This is a genomic window from Enterobacter sp. UPMP2060, assembly GCF_053709655.1.
Genome location: NZ_JBSKJQ010000001.1, coordinates 841,990 through 866,638, shown reverse-complemented (window position 1 = coordinate 866,638; position 24,649 = coordinate 841,990). Strand labels below are relative to the sequence as shown.

25 protein-coding genes are annotated in these 24,649 nt (G+C 57.3%); 17 read left to right on the top strand and 8 right to left on the bottom strand.

The window, feature by feature from the left end; translation table 11 throughout:
* Positions 1 to 76 precede the first annotated feature (76 nt).
* From ACWKXN_RS04280 to ACWKXN_RS04245, 8 genes are all read left to right on the top strand, one after another.
* Complete coding sequence (locus ACWKXN_RS04280) at positions 77 to 1,330, top strand: MFS transporter (RefSeq protein WP_454543358.1); 1,254 nt, start codon at positions 77 to 79, stop codon at positions 1,328 to 1,330.
* A 173-nt stretch (positions 1,331 to 1,503) separates the two neighbouring features.
* Positions 1,504 to 1,986, top strand: coding sequence for an Hcp family type VI secretion system effector (locus tag ACWKXN_RS04275; RefSeq protein ID WP_047742055.1), 483 nt, complete (start codon positions 1,504 to 1,506; stop codon positions 1,984 to 1,986).
* Positions 1,987 to 1,999: 13 nt separating this feature from the next.
* Complete coding sequence (locus ACWKXN_RS04270; protein ID WP_064672393.1) at positions 2,000 to 2,449, top strand: STM2901 family protein; 450 nt, start codon at positions 2,000 to 2,002, stop codon at positions 2,447 to 2,449.
* Positions 2,449 to 2,778, top strand: a complete 330-nt coding sequence (locus ACWKXN_RS04265) for a DUF1493 family protein (protein ID WP_087822471.1) — start codon at positions 2,449 to 2,451, stop codon at positions 2,776 to 2,778. The genes ACWKXN_RS04270 and ACWKXN_RS04265 overlap by 1 nt, the downstream gene beginning before the upstream one ends.
* Before the next feature lie 101 nt (positions 2,779 to 2,879).
* Positions 2,880 to 4,367: a carboxypeptidase M32 gene (locus ACWKXN_RS04260; RefSeq protein ID WP_454543357.1), complete on the top strand. Its 1,488-nt coding sequence runs from the start codon at positions 2,880 to 2,882 to the stop codon at positions 4,365 to 4,367.
* Between the two features lie 171 nt (positions 4,368 to 4,538).
* Positions 4,539 to 5,063, top strand: coding sequence for a thioredoxin fold domain-containing protein (locus ACWKXN_RS04255; RefSeq protein ID WP_232248372.1), 525 nt, complete (start codon positions 4,539 to 4,541; stop codon positions 5,061 to 5,063).
* Between the two features lie 174 nt (positions 5,064 to 5,237).
* Positions 5,238 to 5,816: an acid resistance repetitive basic protein Asr gene (gene asr / locus ACWKXN_RS04250; protein ID WP_454543356.1), complete on the top strand. Its 579-nt coding sequence runs from the start codon at positions 5,238 to 5,240 to the stop codon at positions 5,814 to 5,816.
* A gap of 280 nt (positions 5,817 to 6,096) precedes the next feature.
* Entirely contained in the window at positions 6,097 to 6,918 is an 822-nt protein-coding gene (locus tag ACWKXN_RS04245) for a trypsin-like serine peptidase (RefSeq protein ID WP_045888859.1), read from the top strand.
* Between the two features lies 1 nt (position 6,919).
* On the opposite strand, the gene ACWKXN_RS04240 is transcribed toward ACWKXN_RS04245, so the two are convergent.
* The 4 genes from ACWKXN_RS04240 to ACWKXN_RS04225 form a co-directional block, all read right to left on the bottom strand.
* Positions 6,920 to 9,082, bottom strand: a complete 2,163-nt coding sequence (locus tag ACWKXN_RS04240; protein WP_039262697.1) for a bifunctional diguanylate cyclase/phosphodiesterase — start codon at positions 9,080 to 9,082, stop codon at positions 6,920 to 6,922.
* 83 nt (positions 9,083 to 9,165) lie between these two features.
* Positions 9,166 to 9,495, bottom strand: coding sequence for a multidrug/spermidine efflux SMR transporter subunit MdtI (gene mdtI, locus ACWKXN_RS04235; protein ID WP_024909144.1), 330 nt, complete (start codon positions 9,493 to 9,495; stop codon positions 9,166 to 9,168).
* Complete coding sequence (gene mdtJ, locus ACWKXN_RS04230; RefSeq protein ID WP_029739354.1) at positions 9,482 to 9,844, bottom strand: multidrug/spermidine efflux SMR transporter subunit MdtJ; 363 nt, start codon at positions 9,842 to 9,844, stop codon at positions 9,482 to 9,484. Before mdtJ ends, mdtI begins: the two co-directional genes overlap by 14 nt.
* A 118-nt stretch (positions 9,845 to 9,962) precedes the next feature.
* Positions 9,963 to 10,133, bottom strand: coding sequence for a protein YdgV (locus ACWKXN_RS04225; protein WP_085930315.1), 171 nt, complete (start codon positions 10,131 to 10,133; stop codon positions 9,963 to 9,965).
* 133 nt (positions 10,134 to 10,266) lie between these two features.
* Between ACWKXN_RS04225 and ACWKXN_RS04220 the strand changes: the two genes are divergently transcribed.
* The gene (locus ACWKXN_RS04220; RefSeq protein ID WP_039262698.1) at positions 10,267 to 11,301 is read left to right on the top strand and encodes an AI-2E family transporter; all 1,035 of its coding nucleotides are present in this window, start codon (positions 10,267 to 10,269) and stop codon (positions 11,299 to 11,301) included.
* Positions 11,302 to 11,399: 98 nt separating this feature from the next.
* Here ACWKXN_RS04220 and ACWKXN_RS04215 read toward each other — a convergent pair whose 3' ends face one another.
* Positions 11,400 to 12,425: an LLM class flavin-dependent oxidoreductase gene (locus ACWKXN_RS04215; protein WP_454543355.1), complete on the bottom strand. Its 1,026-nt coding sequence runs from the start codon at positions 12,423 to 12,425 to the stop codon at positions 11,400 to 11,402.
* Between the two features lie 195 nt (positions 12,426 to 12,620).
* Between ACWKXN_RS04215 and ACWKXN_RS04210 the strand changes: the two genes are divergently transcribed.
* The 3 genes from ACWKXN_RS04210 to ACWKXN_RS04200 all read left to right on the top strand — a co-directional run bounded on the left by ACWKXN_RS04210 (position 12,621) and on the right by ACWKXN_RS04200 (position 14,261).
* On the top strand, positions 12,621 to 13,514 hold the full coding sequence (locus ACWKXN_RS04210; protein ID WP_232938182.1) for a PhzF family phenazine biosynthesis protein: 894 nt from the start codon (positions 12,621 to 12,623) through the stop codon (positions 13,512 to 13,514).
* A 77-nt stretch (positions 13,515 to 13,591) separates the two neighbouring features.
* The gene (yajD, locus tag ACWKXN_RS04205) at positions 13,592 to 13,939 is read left to right on the top strand and encodes an HNH nuclease YajD (RefSeq protein WP_003857471.1); all 348 of its coding nucleotides are present in this window, start codon (positions 13,592 to 13,594) and stop codon (positions 13,937 to 13,939) included.
* Positions 13,940 to 13,991: 52 nt separating this feature from the next.
* Positions 13,992 to 14,261: a hypothetical protein gene (locus ACWKXN_RS04200; protein ID WP_454543354.1), complete on the top strand. Its 270-nt coding sequence runs from the start codon at positions 13,992 to 13,994 to the stop codon at positions 14,259 to 14,261.
* Positions 14,262 to 14,273: 12 nt separating this feature from the next.
* On the opposite strand, the gene ACWKXN_RS04195 is transcribed toward ACWKXN_RS04200, so the two are convergent.
* Positions 14,274 to 15,059: a MipA/OmpV family protein gene (locus ACWKXN_RS04195; protein ID WP_454543353.1), complete on the bottom strand. Its 786-nt coding sequence runs from the start codon at positions 15,057 to 15,059 to the stop codon at positions 14,274 to 14,276.
* A gap of 124 nt (positions 15,060 to 15,183) precedes the next feature.
* On the opposite strand from ACWKXN_RS04195, the gene ACWKXN_RS04190 reads away from it, so the two are divergent.
* The 4 genes from ACWKXN_RS04190 to ACWKXN_RS04175 all read left to right on the top strand — a co-directional run bounded on the left by ACWKXN_RS04190 (position 15,184) and on the right by ACWKXN_RS04175 (position 21,373).
* Positions 15,184 to 15,879: a response regulator gene (locus ACWKXN_RS04190; protein ID WP_029739347.1), complete on the top strand. Its 696-nt coding sequence runs from the start codon at positions 15,184 to 15,186 to the stop codon at positions 15,877 to 15,879.
* Entirely contained in the window at positions 15,876 to 17,072 is a 1,197-nt protein-coding gene (locus tag ACWKXN_RS04185) for a sensor histidine kinase (protein WP_454543352.1), read from the top strand. Before ACWKXN_RS04190 ends, ACWKXN_RS04185 begins: the two co-directional genes overlap by 4 nt.
* Before the next feature lie 78 nt (positions 17,073 to 17,150).
* Positions 17,151 to 18,299 carry an efflux RND transporter periplasmic adaptor subunit gene (locus ACWKXN_RS04180; RefSeq protein WP_454543351.1) on the top strand — a complete coding sequence of 383 codons (1,149 nt, stop codon included), beginning with the start codon at positions 17,151 to 17,153 and terminating at the stop codon, positions 18,297 to 18,299.
* Positions 18,296 to 21,373 carry an efflux RND transporter permease subunit gene (locus tag ACWKXN_RS04175; protein ID WP_454543350.1) on the top strand — a complete coding sequence of 1,026 codons (3,078 nt, stop codon included), beginning with the start codon at positions 18,296 to 18,298 and terminating at the stop codon, positions 21,371 to 21,373. Before ACWKXN_RS04180 ends, ACWKXN_RS04175 begins: the two co-directional genes overlap by 4 nt.
* Before the next feature lie 22 nt (positions 21,374 to 21,395).
* Here ACWKXN_RS04175 and ACWKXN_RS04170 read toward each other — a convergent pair whose 3' ends face one another.
* A complete protein-coding gene (locus ACWKXN_RS04170; protein WP_096150492.1) occupies positions 21,396 to 22,163 on the bottom strand; it encodes an arylamine N-acetyltransferase family protein in 768 nt (255 codons plus the stop codon).
* Between the two features lie 96 nt (positions 22,164 to 22,259).
* On the opposite strand from ACWKXN_RS04170, the gene ACWKXN_RS04165 reads away from it, so the two are divergent.
* Positions 22,260 to 23,714 (top strand): aminotransferase-like domain-containing protein, encoded by a 1,455-nt coding sequence (locus tag ACWKXN_RS04165; RefSeq protein WP_182071220.1) that lies wholly within the window; start codon positions 22,260 to 22,262, stop codon positions 23,712 to 23,714.
* Here the strand turns inward: ACWKXN_RS04165 and ACWKXN_RS04160 are convergent.
* Entirely contained in the window at positions 23,686 to 24,570 is an 885-nt protein-coding gene (locus ACWKXN_RS04160) for a LysR family transcriptional regulator (RefSeq protein ID WP_454543349.1), read from the bottom strand. The genes ACWKXN_RS04165 and ACWKXN_RS04160 overlap by 29 nt on opposite strands.
* Between the last annotated feature and the right edge of the window lie 79 nt (positions 24,571 to 24,649).

Sequence of the window (24,649 nt, the reverse complement as noted above, 5' to 3'; positions counted from 1 at the left end):
TTTACGTTTTCCTACCCTGAACAGGTGGTCATACCCGTCACCAGAAATCACGGGGATGTTTAAGCAAGGAAACAGTGTGAGCCGTACAACGACTATTGATATCGATCCGGCCAGCGATATCAATGATTTACCCGCAGCACCGCAGCCGGTCCAGTTCATTAAACGTGGTACACCCCAATTTATGCGCGTCACGCTGGCGCTCTTTTCCGCCGGTCTGGCGACCTTCGCCCTGCTCTATTGCGTTCAGCCGATCCTGCCCGTTCTCTCTCATGAGTTTGGCGTATCGCCTGCCAGCAGCAGCGTTTCGCTCTCTGTTTCTACCGGCATGCTGGCGATTGGCCTGCTCTTTACCGGGCCGCTGTCCGACGCCATTGGCCGTAAACCGGTGATGGTGACCGCGCTGATGCTGGCGTCGGTCTGTACGTTACTCTCGACCATGATGACCAGCTGGCACGGTATTCTGGTGATGCGCGCGCTGATTGGGCTCTCGCTCAGCGGCGTGGCGGCGGTCGGGATGACCTACCTCAGCGAGGAGATCCACCCGAGCTTTGTTGCTTTCTCTATGGGGCTTTACATCAGCGGGAACTCGATTGGCGGAATGAGCGGCCGTCTGCTGAGCGGGGTGTTTACGGATTTCTTTAACTGGCGTATTGCGCTGGCGGTAATCGGGTGTTTTGCGCTGGCATCAGCGCTGATGTTCTGGAAAATTCTGCCGGAATCGCGTCATTTCCGCCCGACATCGCTGCGCCCAAAAACGCTGTTTATCAACTTCCGCCTGCACTGGCGCGACAAAGGTTTGCCGCGCCTGTTTCTGATGGGATTCCTGCTGATGGGCGCCTTCGTCACGCTGTTTAACTATATAGGCTACCGCCTGATGCTCTCGCCGTGGCATCTGAATCAGGCCGTTGTCGGTTTGCTTTCTGTGGCCTATCTCACCGGCACGTGGAGCTCGCCGAAAGCCGGGGCGATGACCGCACGCTATGGACGCGGGCCGGTACTGCTGGTATTCACGGGCGTGATGTTACTCGGCCTGCTGCTGACGCTCTTTTCCTCGCTGTGGTTCATCTTTGCCGGGATGCTGCTCTTCTCCGCCGGGTTCTTCGCCGCCCACTCTGTCGCCAGCAGCTGGATTGGCCCGCGCGCGCGTCGCGCCAAAGGCCAGGCATCATCGCTGTATCTGTTTAGCTATTACCTGGGCTCCAGCATCGCCGGGACCCTTGGCGGCGTGTTCTGGCATAACTACGGCTGGAACGGCGTGGGCGGGTTTATCGCGCTGATGCTGTGCGCGGCGCTGCTGGTGGGGAAAAGCCTGCATCAGCGTTTGAAATAAACAAACGCTATCCCCCGCATATCAGCTAATGTACGGGGGAGCGTTTCTCATGTTAGCTAAACTTAATTCAGTATTAAGTAAAACGAATTCTTTATAACCATTTTGTGCATTCAGCTCTCTTCCCTCTCTCTGTAAGCTCATCGACTTCATCGTATGAAAAGAGGGATTTTAAAATGGCCATTCCAGGCAATATGTGGTTGTTCGATGACGGTGGTGCGCTTATCAAAGGCGGTTGTGATGTGCAGCACAGGGAATACAGCATTGAGTTCAAAGGATTTCACCACAATCTTTCGACGCCAACCGATAACCTGACGGGTAAACCTACGGGTAAACGCATCCACTCCCCAATGATGATCGTAAAGGAATTTGATTACTCATCACCCTATCTCTACAAAGCGGTCGCGACAGGTCAGGCTCTGCAAAAAGCCGAACTTAAATTCTACAAGATTAATGACGCAGGTCTTGAAGCGGAGTATTTCAATATTCTTCTGGAAGGCGTGCGGATTGTTTCAGTATCACCTGCAATGGCTGCGCCGGGCGACAATAATAACAACCACCTCGAAACGGTTGAATTGCGCTATGAGAAAATTACGTGGAAACATAACGACGGCAATATCATTTTCTCTGACGCATGGAATGAACGGGCGACAGCGTAACTGGGGTACTGGTATGGATACTACGGAAGAGATTAACGGAACCTATTTCTACAGAGGTCATTCAGACGTTACTCCGGGCGAGTTACTTGAGATCATTTTTCTTGAGGAGTTTTGTATGGAGTTGGGGATAGATGCCGTTTCAGGCGCGGCTATTTTGGGCGGACAACCGTGGCTAAGTACTCGGGCAAAACCTGAAGGCGCTATCCTGGGGACAAGCGTTGTTTCTAAGTACGCGCGAATAATTTTACGGGACGCTCGTCTTCCTTTCGGGATTAAAATTCCCACTCCCGTGGGAGTCAGGATGCAGCCAACTAACAAACTCGCAGCGGTAATTGGTCGCTATATCCCCTGGCTTGGATGGGCCTCACTTGCACTGACTCTTCATCGAGTTTCAACGCGTACACGAGAGAAATACAATTTGATTGCACGACCAAAAGACCGCATAGCGTGGACATCTTTCTAATGAGCATCGTAGACGACGTGTTATTTATGTTTCGGGATGAAATTCCTGGTTATCTGGATAACGACTGGAAAGAAGTTCCCCTGGAACTGGATTCTGATTTATTCGATTCACCGGGCGATGACCTACACGATGCATTAACCCGATACGAGAAAGAGTTCAACGTCGATTTGTCTGGTGTGGATTGGTCTCGCTATTTTCCCTGGCAGAATACGCCCTTGTTAAAGCGCTGGTTCAGGTTAAAGCGGGAAGAAATTGAGGCAACCCGCATACCGTTGACCGTAAGAATGTTTGCAGAGTCGGCAAAAGCAGGAAAGTGGCTCTACGACTGACTAATAAGGGGCTTCGTGCCCCTTGCATCAAAAGTGCACTAATCCTCCATAATTCGCGATACACTCCCTCAATACTCCCAAAACGATAAGGAAGAACAAGAATGGAAAAATCATCGGCTTATCAGGCACTCACCCGCACCTTCCAGCGTCTCTCCCGCTTCTCCCACCTCTCCTCCATCGCCAGCTGGGACATGTTCACGATGATGCCGCCGGGGGGCAGCGCCGCGCGCGGTGAAGCACTCGCGGAGATGAGCGTCCTGCAACATCAGATCCTGACCGATAAAAAAGTCGGCGACCTGTTAGCGGCGGCGGCAGGTGAAGATCTGAATGATGTCGAACAAGCCAACCTGCGCGAAATGACGCGCCACTACCAGCAGGCCACTCTGCTGCCGGAATCGCTGGTGGAAGCCAAATCCCTGGCGGGCAGCAAGTGTGAACACGCCTGGCGTACTCAGCGCCCCGCTAACGACTGGCAGGGTTTTTCCGCCAACCTGAAAGAGGTGGTCAAACTCAGCCGCGAAGAGGCTCGCCTGCGGGCCGAAGCCAAAGGCTGTACGCCGTACGACGCGCTGCTGGACATTTTTGAACCCGACATGACCAGCGCGCGTCTGGACGTTCTGTTCGGCGATATGAAGTCCTGGCTACCGGACCTGCTGGCAAACGTGGTGGAAAAGCAGGCTCAACGGTCGTTTATTCCGCCGCAAGGCCCCTTCCCGACGGCAACACAGCGTGAGTTGGGCCTTGAAGCCATGAAGATGCTTGGCTTCGATTTTAACGGCGGTCGCCTGGACGTGAGCGCGCACCCGTTCTGCGGCGGCGTCCCGGAAGACGTGCGCATCACCACGCGCTATGACGAAGATGAGCTGCTCAGCGCGCTGTTTGGCGTGATCCACGAAACCGGACACGCCCGCTACGAACAAAACCTGCCGCGCGCGTGGGCAGGGCAGCCGATTGCCCTGGCGCGCTCAACCGCGATCCATGAGTCACAGAGCCTGTTCTTTGAAATGCAGCTGGGGCGCAGTGAAGCCTTCCTCAGGCATCTTCTCCCTGCGGTACACGCCCGCTTTGGCAGCCAGGCGGCGTTCAGCGAAGAGAACTTTATTGCCTGGAACCAGCGCGTAAAACCAGGCTACATCCGCGTCGATGCGGACGAAGTGAGCTACCCGGCACACGTGGTGCTGCGCTATGAGATTGAGCGTGCGCTGATCAACGGCGAGATCGAGGTGGACGATATTCCCGCCCTGTGGGACGAGAAAATGCAGGCCTGGCTCGGATTATCCACCAAAGACAACTACCGCAACGGCTGTATGCAGGACATCCACTGGACCGATGGCGGTTTTGGTTACTTCCCGTCATACACGCTTGGCGCTATGTACGCCGCGCAGCTGTTCCATGCCGCCCGAACCGCACTGCCGGGTCTGCAGGCCTCCATCGCTGAGGGCGATTTTTCCGCACTCTTTGGGTGGCTGCGTCAGAACATCTGGCAGCACGGCAGCCGCTTCAGCACGTCGCAATTAATCACCCAGGCGACGGGTGAAGATCTGAATATCCGTTACTTCCGCGAACATCTGACCTCCCGTTATCTTTAATCCCTCTGCCGGAGCCTGCTCCGGCACTCTTCTCACCCTTTTCAATAAGAATATGATTTAGCACATGTTGTCATGATTGTGTCGGGTGTATGAATGCGTGTCCTTCCGACACAATTAGACTGCCATCTGGTCAGGATTAAAAAAATAAAGGGATGAATGATGAAAGGCATAATGAAAACGATGTTAGCCATTCTGTGTGCGACAAGTTTAAGTACTTTCGCAGCCACGGATAATACCCCGCAAGACGCGTTCAACGATATTACCCGCTCTCTTGCAGACCTCCAGCCCATCACGTTTCAGGCTCCTGCTGAAAAATATAAGCTGCTGGTGTTTATTGATAATCAGTGCATTTACTGCAGCAACGTAGTGAAAAACGTTAAGCAATATACGGATGCCGGTTTGACGATGTCGTTTCTGACCGTTGCGCCCAACGCCATTCGCGACTCGGTAATTGAAGATATGGGGCGCGTCTGGTGTTCAACCGATAAGGTCAAAAGCCTGCAACAAGCGATGGCGGGATTTTTACCGGATAACGACACCACCACAGCCTGTTCCGATCTGATCGCGCGGCAATCTGCCCTGGCAGAACGACTGGGCATTAGCATCACTCCGGTAATGGTGGTGATCGAGCCTGAATCACGGTCGATTATAGGCAGCCAGTCTCCGGCGGCTATTCTGGCCACACTGAACAAATAACAGAGGCCCGTACGAGCAGCGGCGTTTGGCCTGTTCGTACACTTTCCTCCCCTCTGTACATTCCGTTACACGCTGATACCAATCACTCACGGAAACCTCGAATTTACAGGGATATAGTTATTTCAACGGCCCCGCAGTGGGGTTAAATGAAAAACCAAATTCGAGGGTATGAGAATGAATAAAGTATTAGCTCTGGTTGTTGCCGCTGCTATGGGTCTGTCTTCTGCTGCATTTGCTGCTGACACTACCGCAACTGCCGCACCGGCTGCCGCGCCTGCTGCAACCACCACCGCTGCGCCAGCAAAAGCGGTTCACCATAAGAAACATCACAAAGCTGCAGCGAAAAAAGAAGCCGCTGCACCAGCAACCGCAGCACCAACCGAGCAGAAAGCTCAGGCTGCCAAAAAGCACCACAAGAAAGCCGCTAAACCGGCTGTAGAGCAGAAAGCGCAGGCTGCTAAAAAGCATCACAAAAAAGCGACCAAACCGGCTGTAGAGCAGAAAGCTCAGGCTGCCAAAAAGCACCACAAGAAAGCCGCTAAACCGGCTGTAGAGCAGAAAGCGCAGGCTGCTAAAAAGCATCACAAAAAAGCGACCAAACCGGCTGTAGAGCAGAAAGCGCAGGCTGCTAAAAAGCACCACAAAAAAGCGACCAAACCGGCTGTAGAACAGAAAGCTCAGGCTGCTAAAAAGCATCACAAAAAAGCAGTAAAACACGAAGCTGCTAAACCAGCTGCACAGCCAGCTGCGTAAGAGTACAAGCTTAACCGTGCCCTTCGGGGCACGTTGGTAAACCGGCGCTGACCCGGAACAGGTTCCGCGCCGTTTTTTTATTTCCGGAGGGCGTATGCTGCGACGCTATCGGTTTGAGCTGATTCTTATCCTGCTTATTTTATGCGCGCTCATCGCCAGCCATTTTTATCTTTCCTGATTGTAGCACGCTGATTTTACTCCCACTTTAGCGCTGTCCCGTCTATAGTATTTTCATAGGGTTCACTTTTAATAATCATAATTACCCCCACCAGAGTGTGATATGCGTAAATCTGTTGTGTTGTTACTGGGAACGTTTGGTGTTTTTTCTGGATTCTCACATGCGGATGATGGCGGTGATGACACCATTAGCGCGAAAGAGCTAAAGACGCTTTTTTTCGGTCATGACGATCGTACGCGCGTCGCCGATCCCACCCAGGCCCCCTGGGATGCTATAGGTCAACTGGAAACCGCCAGCGGTAACTTATGCACCGCGACGCTGATCACCCCGCAGCTTGCCCTGACGGCAGGCCACTGCCTGTTAACGCCGCCAAACGGCAAGCCGGATAAAGCGGTTGCCTTGCGGTTTGTGTCGCAAAAAGGGACCTGGCGCTATGAAATCCACGGCATTGAAGGACGGGTCGATCCGTCTCTCGGCAAACGCCTGAAGCCGGATGGCGACGGCTGGATCGTGCCACCGGCGGCCGCCTCATGGGACTTTGGCCTGATCGTTTTACGCTACCCGCCTTCGGGCATTACGCCGCTGCCGTTATTTGACGGCGACAAGGCCGCCCTCACCGCCGCGCTGAAAGCCGCCGACCGAAAGGTGACGCAGTCAGGCTATCCTGTCGATCATCTGGATACGCTTTATACGCACAGCGACTGTATTGTGACGGGCTGGGCGCAAACCAGCGTACTCTCGCATCAGTGCGATACGTTGCCGGGTGACAGTGGTTCGCCGCTGATGCTGAAAACCGACAATGGCTGGCAGTTGATTGGTGTCCAGAGCTCTGCCCCGGCGGCAAAAGACCGGTGGCGCGCCGATAACCGCGCCTTGTCCGTTACCGGTTTCCGCGACCAGCTGGAAGCGCTGGCGCAGCAGTAAATCAGCAGCGTCTGACCTTACGTAACGCTTTGATTGACTCAATTGGCATCGGCTGGCTGAACCAAAAACCCTGCAGTTGATCGCAGCCAGCCAGCCGCAGCAGTTTCATTTGCTTCTCGGTTTCCACCCCTTCTGCCACCACCGCCATGCCCAGCGCATTGGCGATCCGCACCGTACCGCTCACCAGCGCGGCCGCCTGTTCATCGTTATCCACCAGCCCGGCCAGGGATTTATCGATCTTGATGGTGTCGAAGTTAAAACGCCGCAAATAGCCAATGCTGGAATAGCCGGTGCCAAAGTCATCCAGCGCCACCGCCGTACCCAGCGCTTTAAGATTCGCTATCGCCATGCGGGCTCGCTCCGGATTTTCCAGTACATACGACTCCGTAACCTCAAGCTGTAGCCGGTTGGCCGGGAAACGGGTGCTCTCCAGCACGCTGGCCACTTTTTCTTCGAAGGCAGGATCGCGAAATTGCGCGGGGGAGATATTCACGGAGAGCTTTAATTCACCGTACGGCTGCAGATCCTCACAGGCCCGCTGCAACACAAACTGACCCAGCTTGTATATCAGACCGCTGGTCTCCGCAATGGCGATAAAGGTATCCGGACCCAGCGGCCCCTCCGGGCGACGTGGCCAGCGGACCAGCGCTTCGACGCTGCTCATTGTCTGACTGCGGGCGTCAACGATCGGCTGATACCAGACCTCAAACTCATCGCGCTCCAGACCGCTGCGGATCTGATTTTCAATCGCCAGCTTGCGTTCCCGGACGCTGTTCAGCTCCGCGTCGTAGTGGGTAATACGCCCTTTCCCGCTCATTTTGGCGTGATACATGGCAATATCGGCGCGGCGAAACAGTTCGGAACTGTTGCATTCCGTCAGAGTTCCGCTGGCAATGCCGATGCTGGCACCGATATGGATGGTGCGTTCCCCCAGCTGAACCGGGGTGGTGAGAAAATCCAGCACGGAAACGGCAAAGGCGGTAGCCTGCGCCTCTGCATCATCACCGCCGATGGTCATGGCAAACTCATCCCCGCCCATGCGCGCCAGCATACCGCCCGGCGGCACGCGTTCATTCAGCGTTTTCGCTATCGCCACGATGAGGTCGTCCCCCACGCTGTGGCCGTAGATGTCATTCACATCTTTAAAACCGTCCAGATCGATAAACACCACGCTTTTGACGTCGGTATCGCCGCGTAAACGCACCCGATCAAGCGTTTCTATAAGCGCGCGTCGGTTCGGCAGATGGCTTAGCCAGTCCGTTCTTGCAACCAGACGCGCCTGGCTTTCGCCGCGCGCGAGTTTGTACAGCCCCACGCTACTCACCAGAATGAAGAGCAGAATCAGCCCCGACACCAGCACCACAATCTGCCTGATATCAGACGATGCCGCCCGGGCGGCCTGTGCGCCCGGGAGCCGCGCCTGCCAGTTCAGATATCCGACTAACTCCCCTGCCGCACTGTGCAGCGGCATACTGCGATCGTTGATTTTGCCAGGGGTAAAATGGAGGTTATCGATCTGAAAGGTGCCGCCCAGGTCGGATAATATTCTGGCGTTCAGATGGCGGGTAATCACCAGATAGCGGCGCGTTCCGTCGTGGACCTGTAAGCTGCCGACCATCGGGCGAATCAGTCCAATGCCGACAAAGGCCACGCCGTTGCGCGTCTGGCTGATCCCCGCATAGATATTTTTTTCGCCCGCAAGCTCGCGCCCGTGCTGGTCGATAAGCGCTTTGAGGCCTTTACCAAAGAAGTCGAGGTTTTTTTCGTTAAAGGGCCGGCTTTGAAACGATCCCCAGAGGACGTTGAAATGCTCATCCAGCACGAAGGTGCCGTCATAGAGGTTATTGATTTTAAAGCCAGTACCCCAGGTGTTGTACAACCAGTCGGTATCGAGCGTGGGACGGTAGGCCTCCCGCACCGCATCGTCCCAGACGGCGTTATCAAGCACCAGAGAGGAGACGCGGTTAACCGATGTCTGAATAGACCCCTGCACGGAAAGCGCCGTGCGGTGTTCATCAATTTCGTTGGTTTTGGTGCTGATAAGATGCAGGGATAGATAGAGCAGTGCGACGATGGAGATGATTAAGCCGATGCCCGCCATGAAGACCAGGGCAAACAACGTTCTCGCATTGGGAATATTGCGCCAGCTTAATGTGCGATACATCAGCCATCCTCTTCATGTTTTGCTTTTCTAAGCGTAATACAGGCAGCGAATTTCGCTGCCTGTAAATCATGGCGAGAGGTCTGTCAGGCGAGTTTTATCATGATCATGCCGGCAAGCAGCAAGATGAGCCCCATCCAGCCCTTGTTGTTTAAGCGCTGGCCGAAGAGTACCCAGCCAGCGGCCAGGGTAGCGGCGATACCAAAACCGCCCCACAGCGCATAGGCCACCGAAAGATCGATCCCTTTTACCGCCTGAGACAGCGCGCTGAACGCCCCCAGAACCGCGGCAATCGACATCAGGCCGTAGAGTTTACGGCGAAAACCATCCGAGAATTTCAGCAGAACGTTCGCCAGGATTTCCAGCACGATGGCGAGCCCCAGCCAGGCCGCATGAACCCACTCAAACTGTTGCATGGTTCTGCTCCTTCTGCTGTTTGCCAGGTTTACGGGTACCCGATTTAATCAGCACAATACCCGCGACCAGCGTCGTTAATCCGGCGACCTTCATTGTTGTTAATGTTTCGTCAAATATCAGCACGCTGAACAGCGTAATCAACAAAATACCGATCCCTTCCCACAGTGCATACGCGACGCCCAGCGCAATTTTTTTCACCGCAAACGAGAGGAAAATATAAGAAAGTGAAATCATCACCAGCATCAAAATAAAACCGGTGTTGCCATCGCTGACGCTTGCCCATTTCATAGACAGCGTGCCGGTAATTTCAGCGATGATAGCCAACGCTAATAGGATCCAGTAAAACATGTTTTTCTCCTGCTTGAGAATATAATCCATCGTGGCTCGCTGCGTGCAGCAAACCCAAAAAAAACGAATTGAAATCAGATAGCTAAGCGCTTAGCGCCAGCTCAGGCAGAAGACGTGACTATAGTGCGGTGCGCCAGTGTTGCTCACCAGAAAGCAGGCAGAAAGAAGTGGAGTAGACAGCGGTATTGTTTGAAGAGTACGTCCTGAACATATTGTCCATAAAATTACAATTATCCGCGTTGTTGCTTCTCGTCTTTGCGGATGAAAATTGTCCTCGGTAGTTAAACACACCAGATTTGTACCATAAGCCAGGATTTTACTCAAAGTCTTTGCAATTCTTTACCCATACCGTTTGATTTTGGTTAGTTTATTGCAACGCCTTTCACCTTTATTATAAATATAAAGAAAAATTCGGAGTCACCATGGCTAAACCCATTATTACCCTGAACGGGTTAAAAATTGTCATCATGCTGGGCATGCTGGTGATCATACTGACGGGCGTTCGTTTTGCCGCCGACATTATTGTGCCTTTTATTCTGGCCCTGTTTGTTGCGGTGATCCTTAACCCGCTGGTGCAGCGCATGACGCGGCTACGCATCCCGCGCGTGCTGGCGATAACGCTGCTTATCAGCATCATCATTGTAGCGATGGTCTTGCTGGTGGCGTATCTGGGGACCTCGCTCAATGAACTGGCGCGAACGCTGCCGAAGTACCGCTCTTCGCTGGCGATACCGCTGCTGCAGCTGGAACCCTGGCTGCAGCGCGCGGGTATCGAAGTCTCGGTTGAGGAACTCCTGAAATATATCGACCCCAACGCAGCCATGACGATCGTCACCAGCCTGCTGGCGCAGCTTTCCAATGCCATGACCTCCATTTTCCTGCTGTTTTTAACGGTGGTGTTCATGCTGCTGGAGGTGCCGCAGCTGCCGGCAAAGCTGCAGCAGATGATGGTCCGTCCGGTTGAAGGAATGGGAGCGATTCAACGCGCGCTGGACAGCGTCTCCCGCTATCTGGTGCTGAAAACGGCGATTAGCTTGGTCACGGGCGGTGTTGTCTGGGGGATGCTTCTGGCGCTGGACGTTCGCTTTGCGTTTGTCTGGGGGTTACTGGCGTTTGCGCTTAACTACATTCCCAACATCGGCTCCGTGCTGGCGGCGATCCCCCCTATCCTCCAGGTGCTGGTTTTCAGCGGGCTTTATGACGCGCTGATCCTGCTGGCCGGCTATCTGGTCATCAACCTGGTGTTCGGTAATATTCTTGAGCCACGCATGATGGGTCGGGGGCTGGGACTCTCCACGCTGGTGGTCTTTTTGTCCCTGATTTTCTGGGGCTGGCTTCTCGGGCCCGTTGGGATGCTGCTCTCCGTCCCGCTGACCATTATCGTCAAGATTGCCCTGGAACAGACGGCGGGCGGGCAAACTATCGCCGTGCTGTTGAGCGATATGAGCCATAAATAGCGCTGACAGGAGGGACGTATTGCCCCTCCTGTCTTCGCGATAAGCGCCCGGATAGTTACACATAGAGAATCACGCCACGCGCTATCCCTGCGTGCCAACTACTCGCGCCAGCCCATTGCCGGTGCGACGTGTTTGAGAATGGATTCAATCACGTGCGCATTGTAATCCACACCGAGCTGGTTCGGCACGGTCAGTAATAACGTATCGGCTTCGGCAATCGCCTCGTCCTTTTTCAGCTGTTCGATCAGCTTGTCCGGCTCCGCCGCATAGCTGCGCCCGAAGATGGCGCGCGTTTTCTCATCAAGGTAGCCCACGCTATCGCTGTCGTTGCGGCTGGCACCGAAATACATCCGGTCGCGGTCGTCCATTAGCGCAAAAATGCTGCGGCTGACCGACACCCGCGGCTGGCGCGTATGCCCTGCCTCTTTCCAGGCCTGACGGTACGCGCGGATCTGTTTTGCCTGCTGAATATGGAACGGCTCGCCGGTTTCATCGTCCTTCAGGGTTGAACTTTGCAGGTTCATTCCCAGCTTTGCGGCCCATACGGCCGTCGCATTGGAACCGGCGCCCCACCAGATACGCTCGCGCAGCCCTTCAGAATACGGCTCCAGGCGCAGCAGCCCCGGCGGATTCGGGAACATAGGCTGCGGATTGGGTTTGGCAAACCCTTCACCGCGCAGCACCTCAAGCAGCACCTCGGTATGACGGCGCGCCATGTCCGATTCGTTTTCCCCTTCCTGCGGGACATAGCCGAAATGGCGCCAGCCATCAATGACCTGCTCCGGCGAGCCGCGGCTGATGCCAAGCTGCAAACGACCGCCGGAAATCAGATCCGCCGCGCCCGCGTCTTCGGCCATGTACATCGGATTTTCATAGCGCATATCAATTACGCCGGTACCGATTTCGATGGTTTTCGTTTTTGCGCCAATGGCCGCCAGCAGAGGAAACGGCGAGCTCAGCTGTCGAGCGAAATGGTGCACGCGGAAATAGGCGCCGTCTGCCCCCAGCTCTTCAGCCGCCACGGCTAAATCAATGGACTGCAGCAGCGTGTCTGCCGCCGAGCGCGTGCCGGACTGCGGTGAAGGCGTCCAGTGACCAAAGGATAAAAACCCGATCTTTTTCATAACCATGTGTCCTGAGAATGCTTTGCGTCCTATACACTTTACGCATTACCCGGTAAGAATAAATACCGTTTATTTAACGGAATAATTCAAATAAATTGACTGAATTTTTTTCAGGTCCGTCAGGTAAAAAACGGCTGGTTATCGGTTTGATTTAACGTTACTACTCTATGTCAGGATTTTTACACCGGACAGAAAATGAAGAGACGCTATGTTGTTGCGGATGTTTTTACTGACACCCCGTTTCAGGGTAACCCTGTCGCCGTCGTACTCGATGCGGAGGGTATGAGCAAAGCACAAATGCAGCAGGTCGCCGTTGAATTTGGCTACAGCGAAACCACGTTCGTTCTGCCGCCAGACAATCCCTCCAGTACGGCACGCGTGCGAATTTTTACGCCCTCGCGCGAGATCCCCTTCGCCGGGCACCCGAATGTTGGAACTGCGTACGTGCTGGCCTATCACGCCGCGATGAATCATCAGCCCCTGCCTGAAACGCTGCACTTCGAGGAAATAGCCGGTCTGGTGCCAGTACGCCTGCTGCGTGACAACGATACCGTGACTGGCGCAGAACTCCTGGTGCCTGAGGCACTCTCCTGCCGCTCTGAAGTAAGCCCGGAAAGCGTGGCTGCCTGCTTATCCCTGAACGCAGAAGATATCCGTACCGCGGTACATATGCCTGTTGTCGCGTCGGTAGGTCTGCCCTTCCTGATAGCCGAGCTGACTTCTCGCGAGGCGCTTCGTCGGTGCGTGCCGAATTTACAGGGTTTTCGCGCAACGTTACCGCTGGATGGCGCGGTTTCCCTCTATGCCTATACCCTGGATACGGATCCCGATGAACCTCACGATGTGCAGGCCCGCATGTTTACTCCCCGCATGACAGAAGATCCTGCAACAGGTAGCGCGACCGCCGCTACAACGGCGCTGCTGGCGTTACACCGCAATAAAACGACGCTTAACCTTAACGTCAGTCAGGGCGTTGATATGGGGCGAGCAAGCGTGCTGTTCGCGGGTTACGATGCCTCGTCAGGAAAGGCGGTGGTTCGCGTAGGGGGAAAATGTGTGATTACGCTTGAAGGCGCATTTTCACTCTAACGGAGCAATGGCGTTTACCTTTACGGCACCCGATGGGCTATATTGACACACTATTTTTATCACAGGTAAAACCGGCAATGGCTTTGATCCCCAAAAACTACGCGCGGCTGGAAAGCGGCTATCGCGAAAAAGCATTAAAAATCTATCCCTGGGTCTGCGGACGCTGCTCGCGCGAGTTTGTCTATTCCAATCTGCGTGAACTCACGGTTCATCATATCGATCACGACCATACCAACAACCCGGAAGATGGCAGCAACTGGGAGCTGTTGTGCCTGTTTTGCCACGATCACGAACATTCGAAATACACCGAAGCGGATCAGTACGGCACCACCGTGGTCGCCGGGGAAGACGCGCAAAAAGACGTGGGCGTCGCTACGTTTAACCCGTTTGCCGATTTAAAAGCGATGATGGATAAGAAGAAATAATCTTTCACCGCCCATACCTGCCGTATGGGCGGCTCAGGAAAGGATAAAGGCCATGGACACCCTCCGCTGCTACTGGGATATGTTTTATACCGCCTACGGTTTACTTTTCACGAGAATACTTTGCCTCATACTTCTGGTCTGGCTGTGCCATGATTTTCTGCGCCGCCCAGGGAAAAAAGCTGCTGATGCCGCTGGCCCGATTGCAAAAGCCGATGCCCGGGAGCGATATCAATGGCGTTTTCAGCTGTGGTCATTGCGAACGGTACATCTCCTCTGCGTGCTCTCACTTTTCTGGATGCTTATTAAGGGACTCTTTGCCTGACCCTTTCCCTCGTTAAAATGTCCAGGTGATAGCGGCGGTTGCAGCTCCCTCATTGCGCCGCATCACGATCGGGCTGTTATTCGCACGATCGCCAAGCCAGGTATAGTCCGCGCTCAGCACCGTTCCCCAGTGGGCATCGAACTGATGGCTCCAGGTCAGGCTGGTGTCGACGCCATAGAATCCACCCGGCGCAGCATAGCGGCGATAGCCGGTGCGGCGGCTCTGCTGCTCGCTGACCCCATACCAGGTATTCAGATAACGGCTGTCGCCAAACAGGGCCGCAGACTGAAAGGCGACCGTGTCCTGATTATTTTGTACCGGGATTAGCGTAACGGAAGCCTGATAGCTTCCCCCCTGGCTGTCCGTTAACGGCAGCGTCGCTTTGCCTTCCATACTCAGCCATGGCGCGGCCTGCCAGCCGACGGCAAGGCCGGTATTCAGGGTGGCATCAATGTCCCCCATCCCTTTCAGATTGTTTGCGCCCTCACGCCAGCCAGAATTTTTATCAGCCCTTCCGAAGTCGTAGCCCAGCGTGTGTTCGAAATACCAGCCGCTGTCGTTTTGCAGGTCATATCCCACCCCTTTTTGCGCATCAATAAAGAAAGCGCCTTTACGACCCTGCAGCACCGGAACCACCTGCCACACCTGCTTGTCTGAGCCTGAGTAACGTGGGGCATACTGTCCCCCCAGCCCGACGGTTAAGGAATCGGACGCGGAGCCATCATCCGCCTGCGCGCCGGAACTCACGGCCATCAGAAGCGGGACGGACATATACAGGACTTTTTTTATCGCTATCATACTGCTCTCCATACGGACGCTGGCGCCTCCTGATACGGGGGCGGCCACACAATGTGGGCGCAGTATGATTTGGCTGAATCAATGAATCGTCGGGATAGTGTTAAGAAATGGTCAAGGTGAACGGATGTTGTCCAGAAGAGTGCTGATTATTGAAGATGACGCCGATGCGGCCGGCGTGCTCGAGGCCTATTTACGGCGGGAAAATTACGACGTGACCATTACCGGAGACGGTCATTCCGGACTGGATATGGCGCAGCGGTGGAAGCCCGACCTCATCCTGCTGGACGTGATGCTGCCGGGGCTTAACGGCACCGAGGTGCTGGCTGGCCTGCGTCGTAAAAGCGATGTGCCGGTGATCATGGTCACGGCCATGGGGGATACCCCGGACCGCATTGGTGCCCTGCGGTACGGTGCCGATGATTACGTTGTGAAGCCTTATCATCCGGGGGAAGTGGTGGCTCGGGTGCAGGCGGTGCTGCGGCGCAGCAGTAAAAAAGAGACGGATGAAGCGATCCTTCGTTGGCAAACGCTCGAGGTGGACGTTGCCGCCATTGTGGCGAGCGTGGATAACGGCGGCGACGCGCCCGTGATGCTCGATCTTACGCCAACGGAATTCTCGCTTCTGGCAACGCTGCTGCGTTCTCCGGCGCACCCGTTCTCCCGCCAGTATTTACTGGAGCACTGTTTGCCGGAAAGCGAGGCGCTGGAGCGCGTGGTGGACACCCATATTTATAACCTGCGTAAAAAACTCGAAGCGGCGGGGATCTCCGGCGTGCTGATCAACGTTCGCGGCGTGGGTTACAGGTTCAGACAGCCATGATTAGAAATCAGCACTCCTCTCTGTGGCGCTGGATTTGCGCGCGCATCCTGGCGCTGGCTATCGGCAGCGTGATCGTCATTGCCACCTGCATGTGGCTGCGCTATGCGGTTCAGAACTACTGGATAATGGGCAAAATGCCAGCGGCGGTCCGCCAGGAGTTTCTGACGCTCAGCCAGAACCCGCAGGCCAATCCGGCCCGCTTCCACTCGATTGTGGACACCTGGTGGGGCCTGAGCTATTCCACGCCGTCTATCGCCTCAGCCGACTGGGCCACGGTGGCCCTGCTGGTGCTGGTGATGATCCCGTTTATCGTGGTGATGGGGCTCAAACACGCCCGGCCGCTGGCGCTGCAGTTCAGCCGCCTTCGCGATGCGGCAAAGGATGTCGCCGACGGGGAGTTTGGCCGCCAGGCGGAACTTATCAAGGATGCGCCGGCTGAAATGGTCAGCTTTGCGACCGACTTTAACTCCATGACGGGACAGCTCGCCCGCTATGAAAAAGAGCTCCGCGCCTCGCACGTCGCTATGGCGCACGAGCTGCGCTCGCCCCTGACGGCCGCCATCGGGCGTCTGCAGGGCATGTTAGACGGCGTGTTTGACGCCAGCCCGGCGCAGCTCGGCATGGTGATGAAACAGCTCCAGCACCTCAACCGCCTCACCGATGAGCTTCACCTTCTCTCGCTCGCCGACGCGGGTAACCTCGTGCTGGAGGACCAGCCGTTTTGTCTGGATGAGCTGATTCAGGAGCGGGCTGCCTGGATCATGCCCCAGGCTGACGCGCATCATTTCCGGATAACGCTTCGCAACCCGCGCACCAGCCCCTTCAGAGGCGATGCGTTCCGTCTTGGACAGGTCGTTACCATCCTCATGGAAAATGCGCTACGTTACGGGCGCGATGGCGGCCACCTTGAGGTGGCGCTGCACTACGCCAGCGGGCATTACATCCTCGAATTTACCGATGACGGGCCGGGCGTGTCGCCCCAGTTCTTACCGGAAATGTTTAAACGCTTTAGCCGCGAGGAGCAGTCCCGCGCGCGGCATTCCGGCGGCAGCGGCCTCGGTTTATCCATCGCCCGGGCGATTTGCGAGGCGCATGGGGGTGAGATTAGCGCGTCATTACCGGAAACCGGCGGCCTCGCCGTGCGCATTTTATTGCCCTGGCACCCGTCCGGTAATGAAAATCTTCACTCTTGATAAAGCCTTGACAGAACATCGAATCTTTCTCGACGTAGCGCGCATTTAATAACGCCATTCCCTTTATGGAGCGGCGTTATGTCAGACGAATTTTTTCTCTCCCTCCGCCACTGCCTGCATCATTTGTACGGCGTGGCGCGCACCCTTTCCTGGCTGCATTTTCTTCCCCTGGCCCTGCTTGCGCTGGCGATTTTTCCGCTGACCGGCTGCGGTGATAAACACGAAAATAAGCCTGACCCTGCGCGAGCGGTACGCTACGTCGTCGTCGGGGCCGCCCAGACCCTTCCCGCGCTGGAAAGAACCGGTGAGATCCATGCCCGCGATGAAACGACCCTGAGCTTTCGGACCGGGGGCCGGATACTGACGCGCAGCGTTGATATTGGCGACCGGGTCACTGCCGGACAGCTGCTGGCCACGCTTGACAACACGACCGGGCAAAACCAGCTCGACAGCGCGGCGGCCGACTATGAAGGTGCCAAAGCCTCGGCGCAGGTCGCCGCGCTTAACGTCAGTCGAATGCAAAAGCTCATGCCAACGGGCGCGATAGCCCGCACGCAGCTCGACAGCGCCCGTGCGGACTGGCTTGTCGCCCGCGCGCGCTTAAAAAGCAGCGAGGCCGCGTGGCGAAATGCCCGCGAAAGCCTCGGCTGGACGCGCCTGATCGCGCCGCAGGCGGGCGTCATCACCGCCGTGAACGCTTCTGCGGGGCAGGTTGTCAGCGACGGTCAGTCCGTGCTGACGCTGGCAACGGGTGAAGCCCGCGACGTGGCGTTTGATATTGCCACTCCGGATGCGATCCCGCCTCTGGATAAGGCGGAGTTGCGGGTTTCCCTCCTCAGCGACCCGTCGGTGCAGGCGTCTGCCGCGCTGCGGGATATCACCCCGCAGGCCGATCCTCAGACCCGCACCTGGCGCGTCAGGGCCACCCTGCAAAACCCGCCGGCGGCCATGGCGCTGGGCGCCAGCGTAACCGTCACGTTGCCATCGTCTGCCCCGCGCGCCTACACCCTTCCCGCCTCGGCGCTGACCCGCATCGGCGACAAACCGGCCGTTTTTGTGATTACCCCGCAGTCGCGGGCGCAGCTGCGCGCGGTGGTGCCCGCGAGCTATACGGCCACCTCCGTCATGATTGCCTCCGGCCTTGAGCCGGGCGACAGGGTGATTACGGCGGGCGTGAGCACATTACGATCCGGCGAGCCGGTGGTTGCCGGAGAGGTTCAGCCATGAACACAGTACCGGAAGCCAAATTTAACCTCTCCGCCTGGGCGCTGAAGAACCAGCAGATGGTCAGCTTTTTCATGCTGCTGGTGATTGCGATGGGCGTGTTCTGCTATGAGAAGCTGCCGCGTAACGAAGATCCGGCTTTTACCATTAAAACGGCCGTCGTCTCCGCGCAGTGGCCGGGAGCCTCCGTGACGGATACCACCCGCCTGCTGACCGATACGCTTGAAAAAAAGCTGCAGGAAACGCCCTGGCTGGACTATCTCGAAAGTGAAACCCGGGCCGGACGCACCGTTATCCACGTCAACCTCCGTGACGATACGCCCCCGCAACGCGTGCCGGATATCTGGTATCAGGTTCGCAAAAAAATGCAGGACATCGCGCCGTCCCTGCCCGAAGGGGTGCAGGGCCCTGCCGTGGACGACGAGTTTGACGACACGTTCGGCACAATTTACGCCTTTATTCCCGAAGGTTTTACCCTGCGGGAGGTGCGGGATCGCGCAGAGACAATACGGCGCGAGCTGATGTCCCTGCCGGATATAGGCAAAACCACCCTGCTGGGCGAACAGCAGGAGCAGTGGGTTCTCGCCTTTTCTCCGGCGCGCCTGGCCGGGATGGGGCTCGATATTCAGGCGGTTGCCGACGCCCTCCGGGCGCAAAATGCCGTTGTCCCGGCAGGAACGATGCGTACCGAAAAAGAGAACATGGCGATCAAGGTCAGCGGAGCGCTCACGACCGAAGAGAGCTTACGCGCCGTCACGCTGCACGTGAACAATCGCTATATTCCGCTGACCGACATTGCCACCGTTACCCGGGAAATCGCCGAGCCACCGGCCCCGGCCTACCGGGTGAACGGCAAGCCGGCTATCGGGCTGGCGGTGTCGATGGCGCCAACGGGCAACATGCTGCGTTTCGGCGCTGCGCTGAATGCCAGAATGGCGGCCCTCAGCGCCGGGCTGCCGCACGGTATCGAGATGGTGAAAGTTGCCGATCAGTCAGCGGTGGTCAGTGACGCGGTAAGCGGGTTTATCCGGGTGCTTATCGAAGCCGTTGTTATCGTGCTGGCGGTTTCATTTGTCTCGCTGGGGTTACGGGCCGGACTGGTGGTGGCGACGGCCATTCCGCTGGTGCTCGCCATGACGTTTGCCGGCATGATGCTCGCCGGTATTGGCCTTCAGCGTATCTCGCTCGGGGCGCTGATCATTGCCCTGGGCCTGCTGGTGGATGACGCCATGATCGCCGTCGAAACGATGGTCTCCCGGCTGGAAGCGGGGGATTCCCGTCGGCACGCGGCCACCCATGCATTCAAAACGACGGCCTTCCCGATGCTCACCGGTACTCTGGTGATGATTGCCGGCTTTATTCCCGTTGGTTTTGCGGCCTCCAGCGCCGGTGAATACTGCTTTTCCCTGTTTGCGGTGGTGCTCATTGCCCTGCTCTGCTCCTGGGCTGTCGCGATCCTGTTTTCGCCGCTGACGGGCACGTGGCTGCTGCCGGAAAAAGTCAGACATCACGCGGCAGGCCCCGGCAGGATCGCGCGCGGGTACGGACGGCTTTTACGCCTGGCACTGCGCCACCGGCTCGCTACCGTGCTGATTGCGCTTGCCGCGCTGGGGCTGTCAGCGTACGGCACAACGTTTATGCAGGGCGAGTTTTTCCCCGCCTCGGACCGGCCTGAGCTGCTGGTCAGCCTGACGCTTCCGGCCAACGCGTCGCAGCCGGAAACGTTAAGAGAGGTGCAAAAGCTGGAAAAGGCGCTGGCAGGCAACGGCAACATCGATCGCTATTCGACGTACGTCGGGTCGGGAGCCATCCGTTTTTACCTGCCGATGGACGTGCTGCTGGAAAATGAAAATATCGCCCAGATGGTCGTGGTGGCTAAGGATCTTGAGGCGCGGGATCGTCTGCATGCTCAGCTCAACAGGATCCTGGCGACGCAGTTTAGCGACATCATCACGCGCGTGTCGCCCCTTGAGCTGGGGCCGCCCGTCGGCTGGCCCATCAAATACCGGGTGAGCGGGCCAGATTATCTGCAGGTTCGGGCGTTGTCGAACCGTCTCACGGGCGCGATTGGCCGGTCTCCGTTCTCACGCGACGTTAACCAGACGGCCGGAGAGCCGGAGAGGGTCATCACCCTCAAGGTGAATCAGACGGCGGCCAGAGCGGCGGGAGTATCGTCAGAAAGCCTCGCCCGCACGCTGAACACCGTCTGGTCCGGCAGCGTTGTCACGTCCATCAGGGATAACGACCGCCTTGTCGACGTGGTGCTGCGGGCCACGGACGATGCACGTCACAGCACCGCCACCCTCTCCTCGCTCACGATTCAGGGGAATGACGGTAAAAAAATTCCGCTCAGCGCCGTCGCGACGCCGGTCTGGGGCGTGGACGATCCGGTCGTCTGGCGTCGGCAGCGCGTGCCCTTCATCACGGTGCAAACGGATCTTGCCCCGGGGCTGAAGGCTGAAGCGGTATCCGCGGCGCTGCGTCCGGCGGTTGACAAGCTGCGCGCGAGCCTGCCCGCAGGTTACAGCATTGAAGAGGGCGGCGCGGTTGCCGAATCGGACAAGGGGAACAGCTCCGTCTTTACCGTTCTTCCGGTAACGCTGGTCCTCATGCTGTTGCTGCTGATGCTTCAGCTGCGGCGTTATTCCCGGATGCTGCTGGCCCTCCTGATGGCCCCGTTTGGCCTGCCGGGGATCGTGCTGGCTATGCTGCCCGGCGGCACGCCGATGGGGTTTGTCGCGCTGCTGGGCGTCATCGCTCTGGCGGGAATGATCGTGCGCAACGCGGTGATACTGATTAGCGAAGTTGACAGCAATCTTGCTCAGGGGATGGCAAACGATGCCGCGATTATGGCGGCCGCGGAGCACCGGGCCAGGCCCATCTGCCTGACCGCCTGCGCCGCCATTCTGGGCATGATCCCGATCTCTCATCAGGTCTTCTGGGGGCCAATGGCCTATGCGATTATCGGCGGGCTGCTGGTCGCGACGCTGGTGACGCTGACCGTATTACCCGCGTCGTTTAGCCTGCTGTTACAGTGGGGAGCTCAGCGCAACGCCACAGAAGACGGACTGCGCTGAGGCTCCACCGTTTCCCGGCAGATTACGCGGCGGTCAGCGCAAAACGGTCTTTCAGGACATGGCGGATTTCATCCTCCGCCAGTTTCCGCGTTTCTGTGCCGTTCGCCGTGATGGTTTTCAGCATATCGCCCAGCAAAATCTGGCGTCCCTCCGGGCTGTGTTGCACCACCACCCGCTTCTGCACAAAGATGGCATCCGGGTGCGTGGAGTTAAGGTAGTTGGCCGGAACGAAGTCAATCCATTCCTGAGGGGTGAGATCAAAGCCGTACTGCCGGGCCCATTCACCCTCAACCTTCGCCTCAAGCAGATACTCACCCTCCGCGCCGCGGCTTAGCCGAAACGTGTCGAAATCCTGCGTGATATCCACATCAAGCGTGTCCAGCGCCATCGGCGCACGAATGCCGTAGCTGCCGAACCCGAGGTCGCAAAGCCACTGTCGGCTATCTACCTCAGCGACGATCGCCATGTGGGTTTTCGGCCGCCGCGCGGGGTAGAACATCGGGCGCGCCGCCACGAAGCGGTAAGGGATCCCTAACGCCGCCAGCGCCATGGCAAAAAGCCCGTTTACCTCATAGCAGTAGCCGCCGCGCCCCTGCGTTAACACCTTATCGGCGATATCGTCTGGCGCCAGCGAGACAATTTTACCCGCCTGCACGTCCAGATTCTCAAAGGGAACGGAAAAGAGCTGATGGCGCATCAGCGCATGCAGGGTGGCCGTATCGGCACCCGCCGGTCCGGTGTAGTTTATGCGGTTGAAATAGGTGGAAATGTTGAAGTTATCGCTGTGCATAATGCCTCCTTGTCCTGAACATGCCGGACACTATAGATGGCGCGCATCAATGGCTGTATAGTCAGTTTTATCGAAAATTAGCCTGAACAGTTACCCATGTCTGCCCCGTCCCAGTCCGCTCCTCACTATCGCCGTATTGCGGATATGCTGCGTCTTACCATTACGTCCGGCGCGCTGCGCGCCGGTGACAGGATGATCTCCGCGCGCAAACTGGCCGAACGCGAGCGCGTTAGCCTTCCGACGGCGCTGGAGGCCCTTCGCTGCCTTGAGGCTGAAGGGCTGATCGTTGCGCGTCCACGTTCAGGCTATTACATCCGTCAGACCAGCCAGCCTCCGCGCGCGGAGCCCGCGCGTTCCTTGCCGGGCCCGGTCCCCGTCACCCTGTCCGCCGTGGCCCGGTCGCTGTTCAGCAGTGCAGAAGCCCGGCTGATCCCGCTGGGCGCCGCCCTGCCCGATCCCGCGTGGCTGCCGGGAGATGCCCTGCAGCGGGCGTTGCACTCTGCGGGCCGTCGTCTGGACGCGCATGGACAGAGCTACAGCCTGCCTCCGGGAAGGCGGGATTTGCGAAGCAAGATTGCCGCGCGCTCTGCCCAGTGGGGAGCCCGTTTCGGCGCGGACGATCTCATTATTACCGCAGGCGCGACGCAGGCGCTGCGCCTGGCCCTTCGGGCCGTGTGCCAGCCGGGCGATGTCGTGGCGATTGAGCAGCCCGCCTACTTTGGCACGCTCCTGCTGCTGGAGGATTTAGGCCTGAAGGCTTTAGCGATCCCCACCGACCCTGTGGAAGGCCTGCTGCTGGAACCGCTGGCGGACGCCATTCGCTGCCACCGCCCTGCGGCCGTTCTGGCCTCGCCCACCGTGCAAAACCCTTTGGGTGCCAGCATGCCCGTCGCGCGCAAGCAGGAACTGGTTGCCCTGCTTGAAGAGGCTGAAATTCCTTTAATTGAGGACGATGTTTACGGTGACCTGGTCGGCGAGGGGCAACGCCCTCCGGCCTGCAAGGCGTTCGACCAGAGCGGGAATGTGATTTACTGCAGCTCCCTGTCTAAAACGCTTGCACCCGGATGGCGAATCGGCTGGATCGCCGCCGGACGCTACTCCCCGCAGGTCTTACAGGCCCGCATGGCCGGAGAATGGGCTGGCGCCCCGCTGCTGGAAGCGGCGACGAGCGACGTTCTGGCGAGCGGCGACTACGATCGCCATCTGCGGCGGCTGAAGCGTCGGATCGCAGAGGGCGTTCGCGCCGTCGTGGCGCAGGTCAAGGCGAGCTTTCCGCCCGGTACGCGCGTTAACGTGCCCGCTGCCGGTTTCCTGCTGTGGGTTGAACTGCCTCAGCGGGTCAACGCGCTGGAGGTGCACCGTCGCGCGCTGGCGCTGGGTATTGGCGTCAGCCCTGGCCCCCTGTTTTCCCCTGCCGCGGAGTTAACGCACTTTCTGCGGCTGAACTGCGCAAACGAACCCACGCCCCGCCTGCTGAACGCCGTAGAACAGATTGGCGCGCTGTGTCACGAGCTGGCCGCTTTCACACCAGACTCTCCAGCCACTCGGTAAAGACCCGCACCTTGCGGGAGAGGTGGCGGTGTGGATAGAGCAGTGACAGCTTGCGGTCCGGCGAGCGATAGTCCGGCAGGACTTCAACCAGAAGACCGCGGTCAATGTAAGGCTGGAGAAAGAGATTCATCCCCTGCAATAACCTCAGCCCGGCCAGACCTGCCGCGATGTAAGCTTCGGAGTTATCCACGACAAGCTTACCGGGAAGGGTAATTTCCGCGATGCCTTCTGGCGTGGTAAACGTCCACGGATGAATTTGTCTGCTGCGGTTATTAATCCAGTTGATGGCCTGATGCTTGCGTAAATCATCCGGCGTTTCTGGCGTACCGTGTTTTGCCAGCCAGGCCGGGCTGGCACAGGTCGTGATTTTGATGTTCCCGATTTTACGCGCGATATACTCGCCGTCGTCCAGCTCTCCCACCCGCAGCACGCAGTCCAGGCCATCCCGCAGCATATCCCGACGGCGGTCAGAGCTGCTCAGAATGATGTCGATCTCAGGATGCTGACGATAAAAATCAGGCAGATTAGGTATCACCCGCTGCGTGGCAAAAGAGACCGGCATATCCACACGCAACTGACCGTGTATTGCCCGGTCCGTACCAAACGACTCCAGTAATTCGTCCGCCTGCGCCAGCAGGGGTTTACTCCGGCGATAAAACGCTTCCCCATCCGGGGTCAGGCTAATCCGACGCGTTGTGCGCTGCAGTAGCCGGGTGCCGCTGTGCTGCTCCAGAAGCTGTAACGCTTTGGTGACTGCCGGACGATGGATCTGCAGATTCTCCGCCGCCTGGCTAAGACTGCCTGACTCAACAATTTCAATAAAAATTCTAATAGATTCAAAGAGGTTTATTTGCATAAGGAATGCTTTTGCCGCGAGCAGAATAATATGATTGTTATTAATTTTATAACAGTGATGAATCTTTTTGGCTATTTTT

Excerpts from the sequence above, each read along its gene's own strand:
- ACWKXN_RS04200 (WP_454543354.1), top strand. The coding sequence starts at position 13,992 with ATGGACACCCTCCGCTGCTACTGGGATATGTTTTATACCGCCTACGGT.
- ACWKXN_RS04215 (WP_454543355.1), bottom strand. The coding sequence starts at position 12,425 with ATGAAAAAGATCGGGTTTTTATCCTTTGGTCACTGGACGCCTTCACCG.
- ACWKXN_RS04245 (WP_045888859.1), top strand. The coding sequence starts at position 6,097 with ATGCGTAAATCTGTTGTGTTGTTACTGGGAACGTTTGGTGTTTTTTCT.
- ACWKXN_RS04260 (WP_454543357.1), top strand. The coding sequence starts at position 2,880 with ATGGAAAAATCATCGGCTTATCAGGCACTCACCCGCACCTTCCAGCGT.
- asr (WP_454543356.1), top strand. The coding sequence starts at position 5,238 with ATGAATAAAGTATTAGCTCTGGTTGTTGCCGCTGCTATGGGTCTGTCT.
- ACWKXN_RS04185 (WP_454543352.1), top strand. The coding sequence starts at position 15,876 with ATGATTAGAAATCAGCACTCCTCTCTGTGGCGCTGGATTTGCGCGCGC.
- ACWKXN_RS04265 (WP_087822471.1), top strand. The coding sequence starts at position 2,449 with ATGAGCATCGTAGACGACGTGTTATTTATGTTTCGGGATGAAATTCCT.
- ACWKXN_RS04195 (WP_454543353.1), bottom strand. The coding sequence starts at position 15,059 with ATGATAGCGATAAAAAAAGTCCTGTATATGTCCGTCCCGCTTCTGATG.
- yajD (WP_003857471.1), top strand. The coding sequence starts at position 13,592 with ATGGCTTTGATCCCCAAAAACTACGCGCGGCTGGAAAGCGGCTATCGC.
- ACWKXN_RS04220 (WP_039262698.1), top strand. The coding sequence starts at position 10,267 with ATGGCTAAACCCATTATTACCCTGAACGGGTTAAAAATTGTCATCATG.
- ACWKXN_RS04270 (WP_064672393.1), top strand. The coding sequence starts at position 2,000 with ATGGATACTACGGAAGAGATTAACGGAACCTATTTCTACAGAGGTCAT.
- ACWKXN_RS04180 (WP_454543351.1), top strand. The coding sequence starts at position 17,151 with ATGTCAGACGAATTTTTTCTCTCCCTCCGCCACTGCCTGCATCATTTG.
- mdtJ (WP_029739354.1), bottom strand. The coding sequence starts at position 9,844 with ATGTTTTACTGGATCCTATTAGCGTTGGCTATCATCGCTGAAATTACC.
- ACWKXN_RS04160 (WP_454543349.1), bottom strand. The coding sequence starts at position 24,570 with ATGCAAATAAACCTCTTTGAATCTATTAGAATTTTTATTGAAATTGTT.
- ACWKXN_RS04170 (WP_096150492.1), bottom strand. The coding sequence starts at position 22,163 with ATGCACAGCGATAACTTCAACATTTCCACCTATTTCAACCGCATAAAC.
- ACWKXN_RS04210 (WP_232938182.1), top strand. The coding sequence starts at position 12,621 with ATGAAGAGACGCTATGTTGTTGCGGATGTTTTTACTGACACCCCGTTT.
- ACWKXN_RS04175 (WP_454543350.1), top strand. The coding sequence starts at position 18,296 with ATGAACACAGTACCGGAAGCCAAATTTAACCTCTCCGCCTGGGCGCTG.
- ACWKXN_RS04240 (WP_039262697.1), bottom strand. The coding sequence starts at position 9,082 with ATGTATCGCACATTAAGCTGGCGCAATATTCCCAATGCGAGAACGTTG.
- ACWKXN_RS04190 (WP_029739347.1), top strand. The coding sequence starts at position 15,184 with ATGTTGTCCAGAAGAGTGCTGATTATTGAAGATGACGCCGATGCGGCC.
- ACWKXN_RS04165 (WP_182071220.1), top strand. The coding sequence starts at position 22,260 with ATGTCTGCCCCGTCCCAGTCCGCTCCTCACTATCGCCGTATTGCGGAT.
- ACWKXN_RS04275 (WP_047742055.1), top strand. The coding sequence starts at position 1,504 with ATGGCCATTCCAGGCAATATGTGGTTGTTCGATGACGGTGGTGCGCTT.
- mdtI (WP_024909144.1), bottom strand. The coding sequence starts at position 9,495 with ATGCAACAGTTTGAGTGGGTTCATGCGGCCTGGCTGGGGCTCGCCATC.
- ACWKXN_RS04255 (WP_232248372.1), top strand. The coding sequence starts at position 4,539 with ATGAAAACGATGTTAGCCATTCTGTGTGCGACAAGTTTAAGTACTTTC.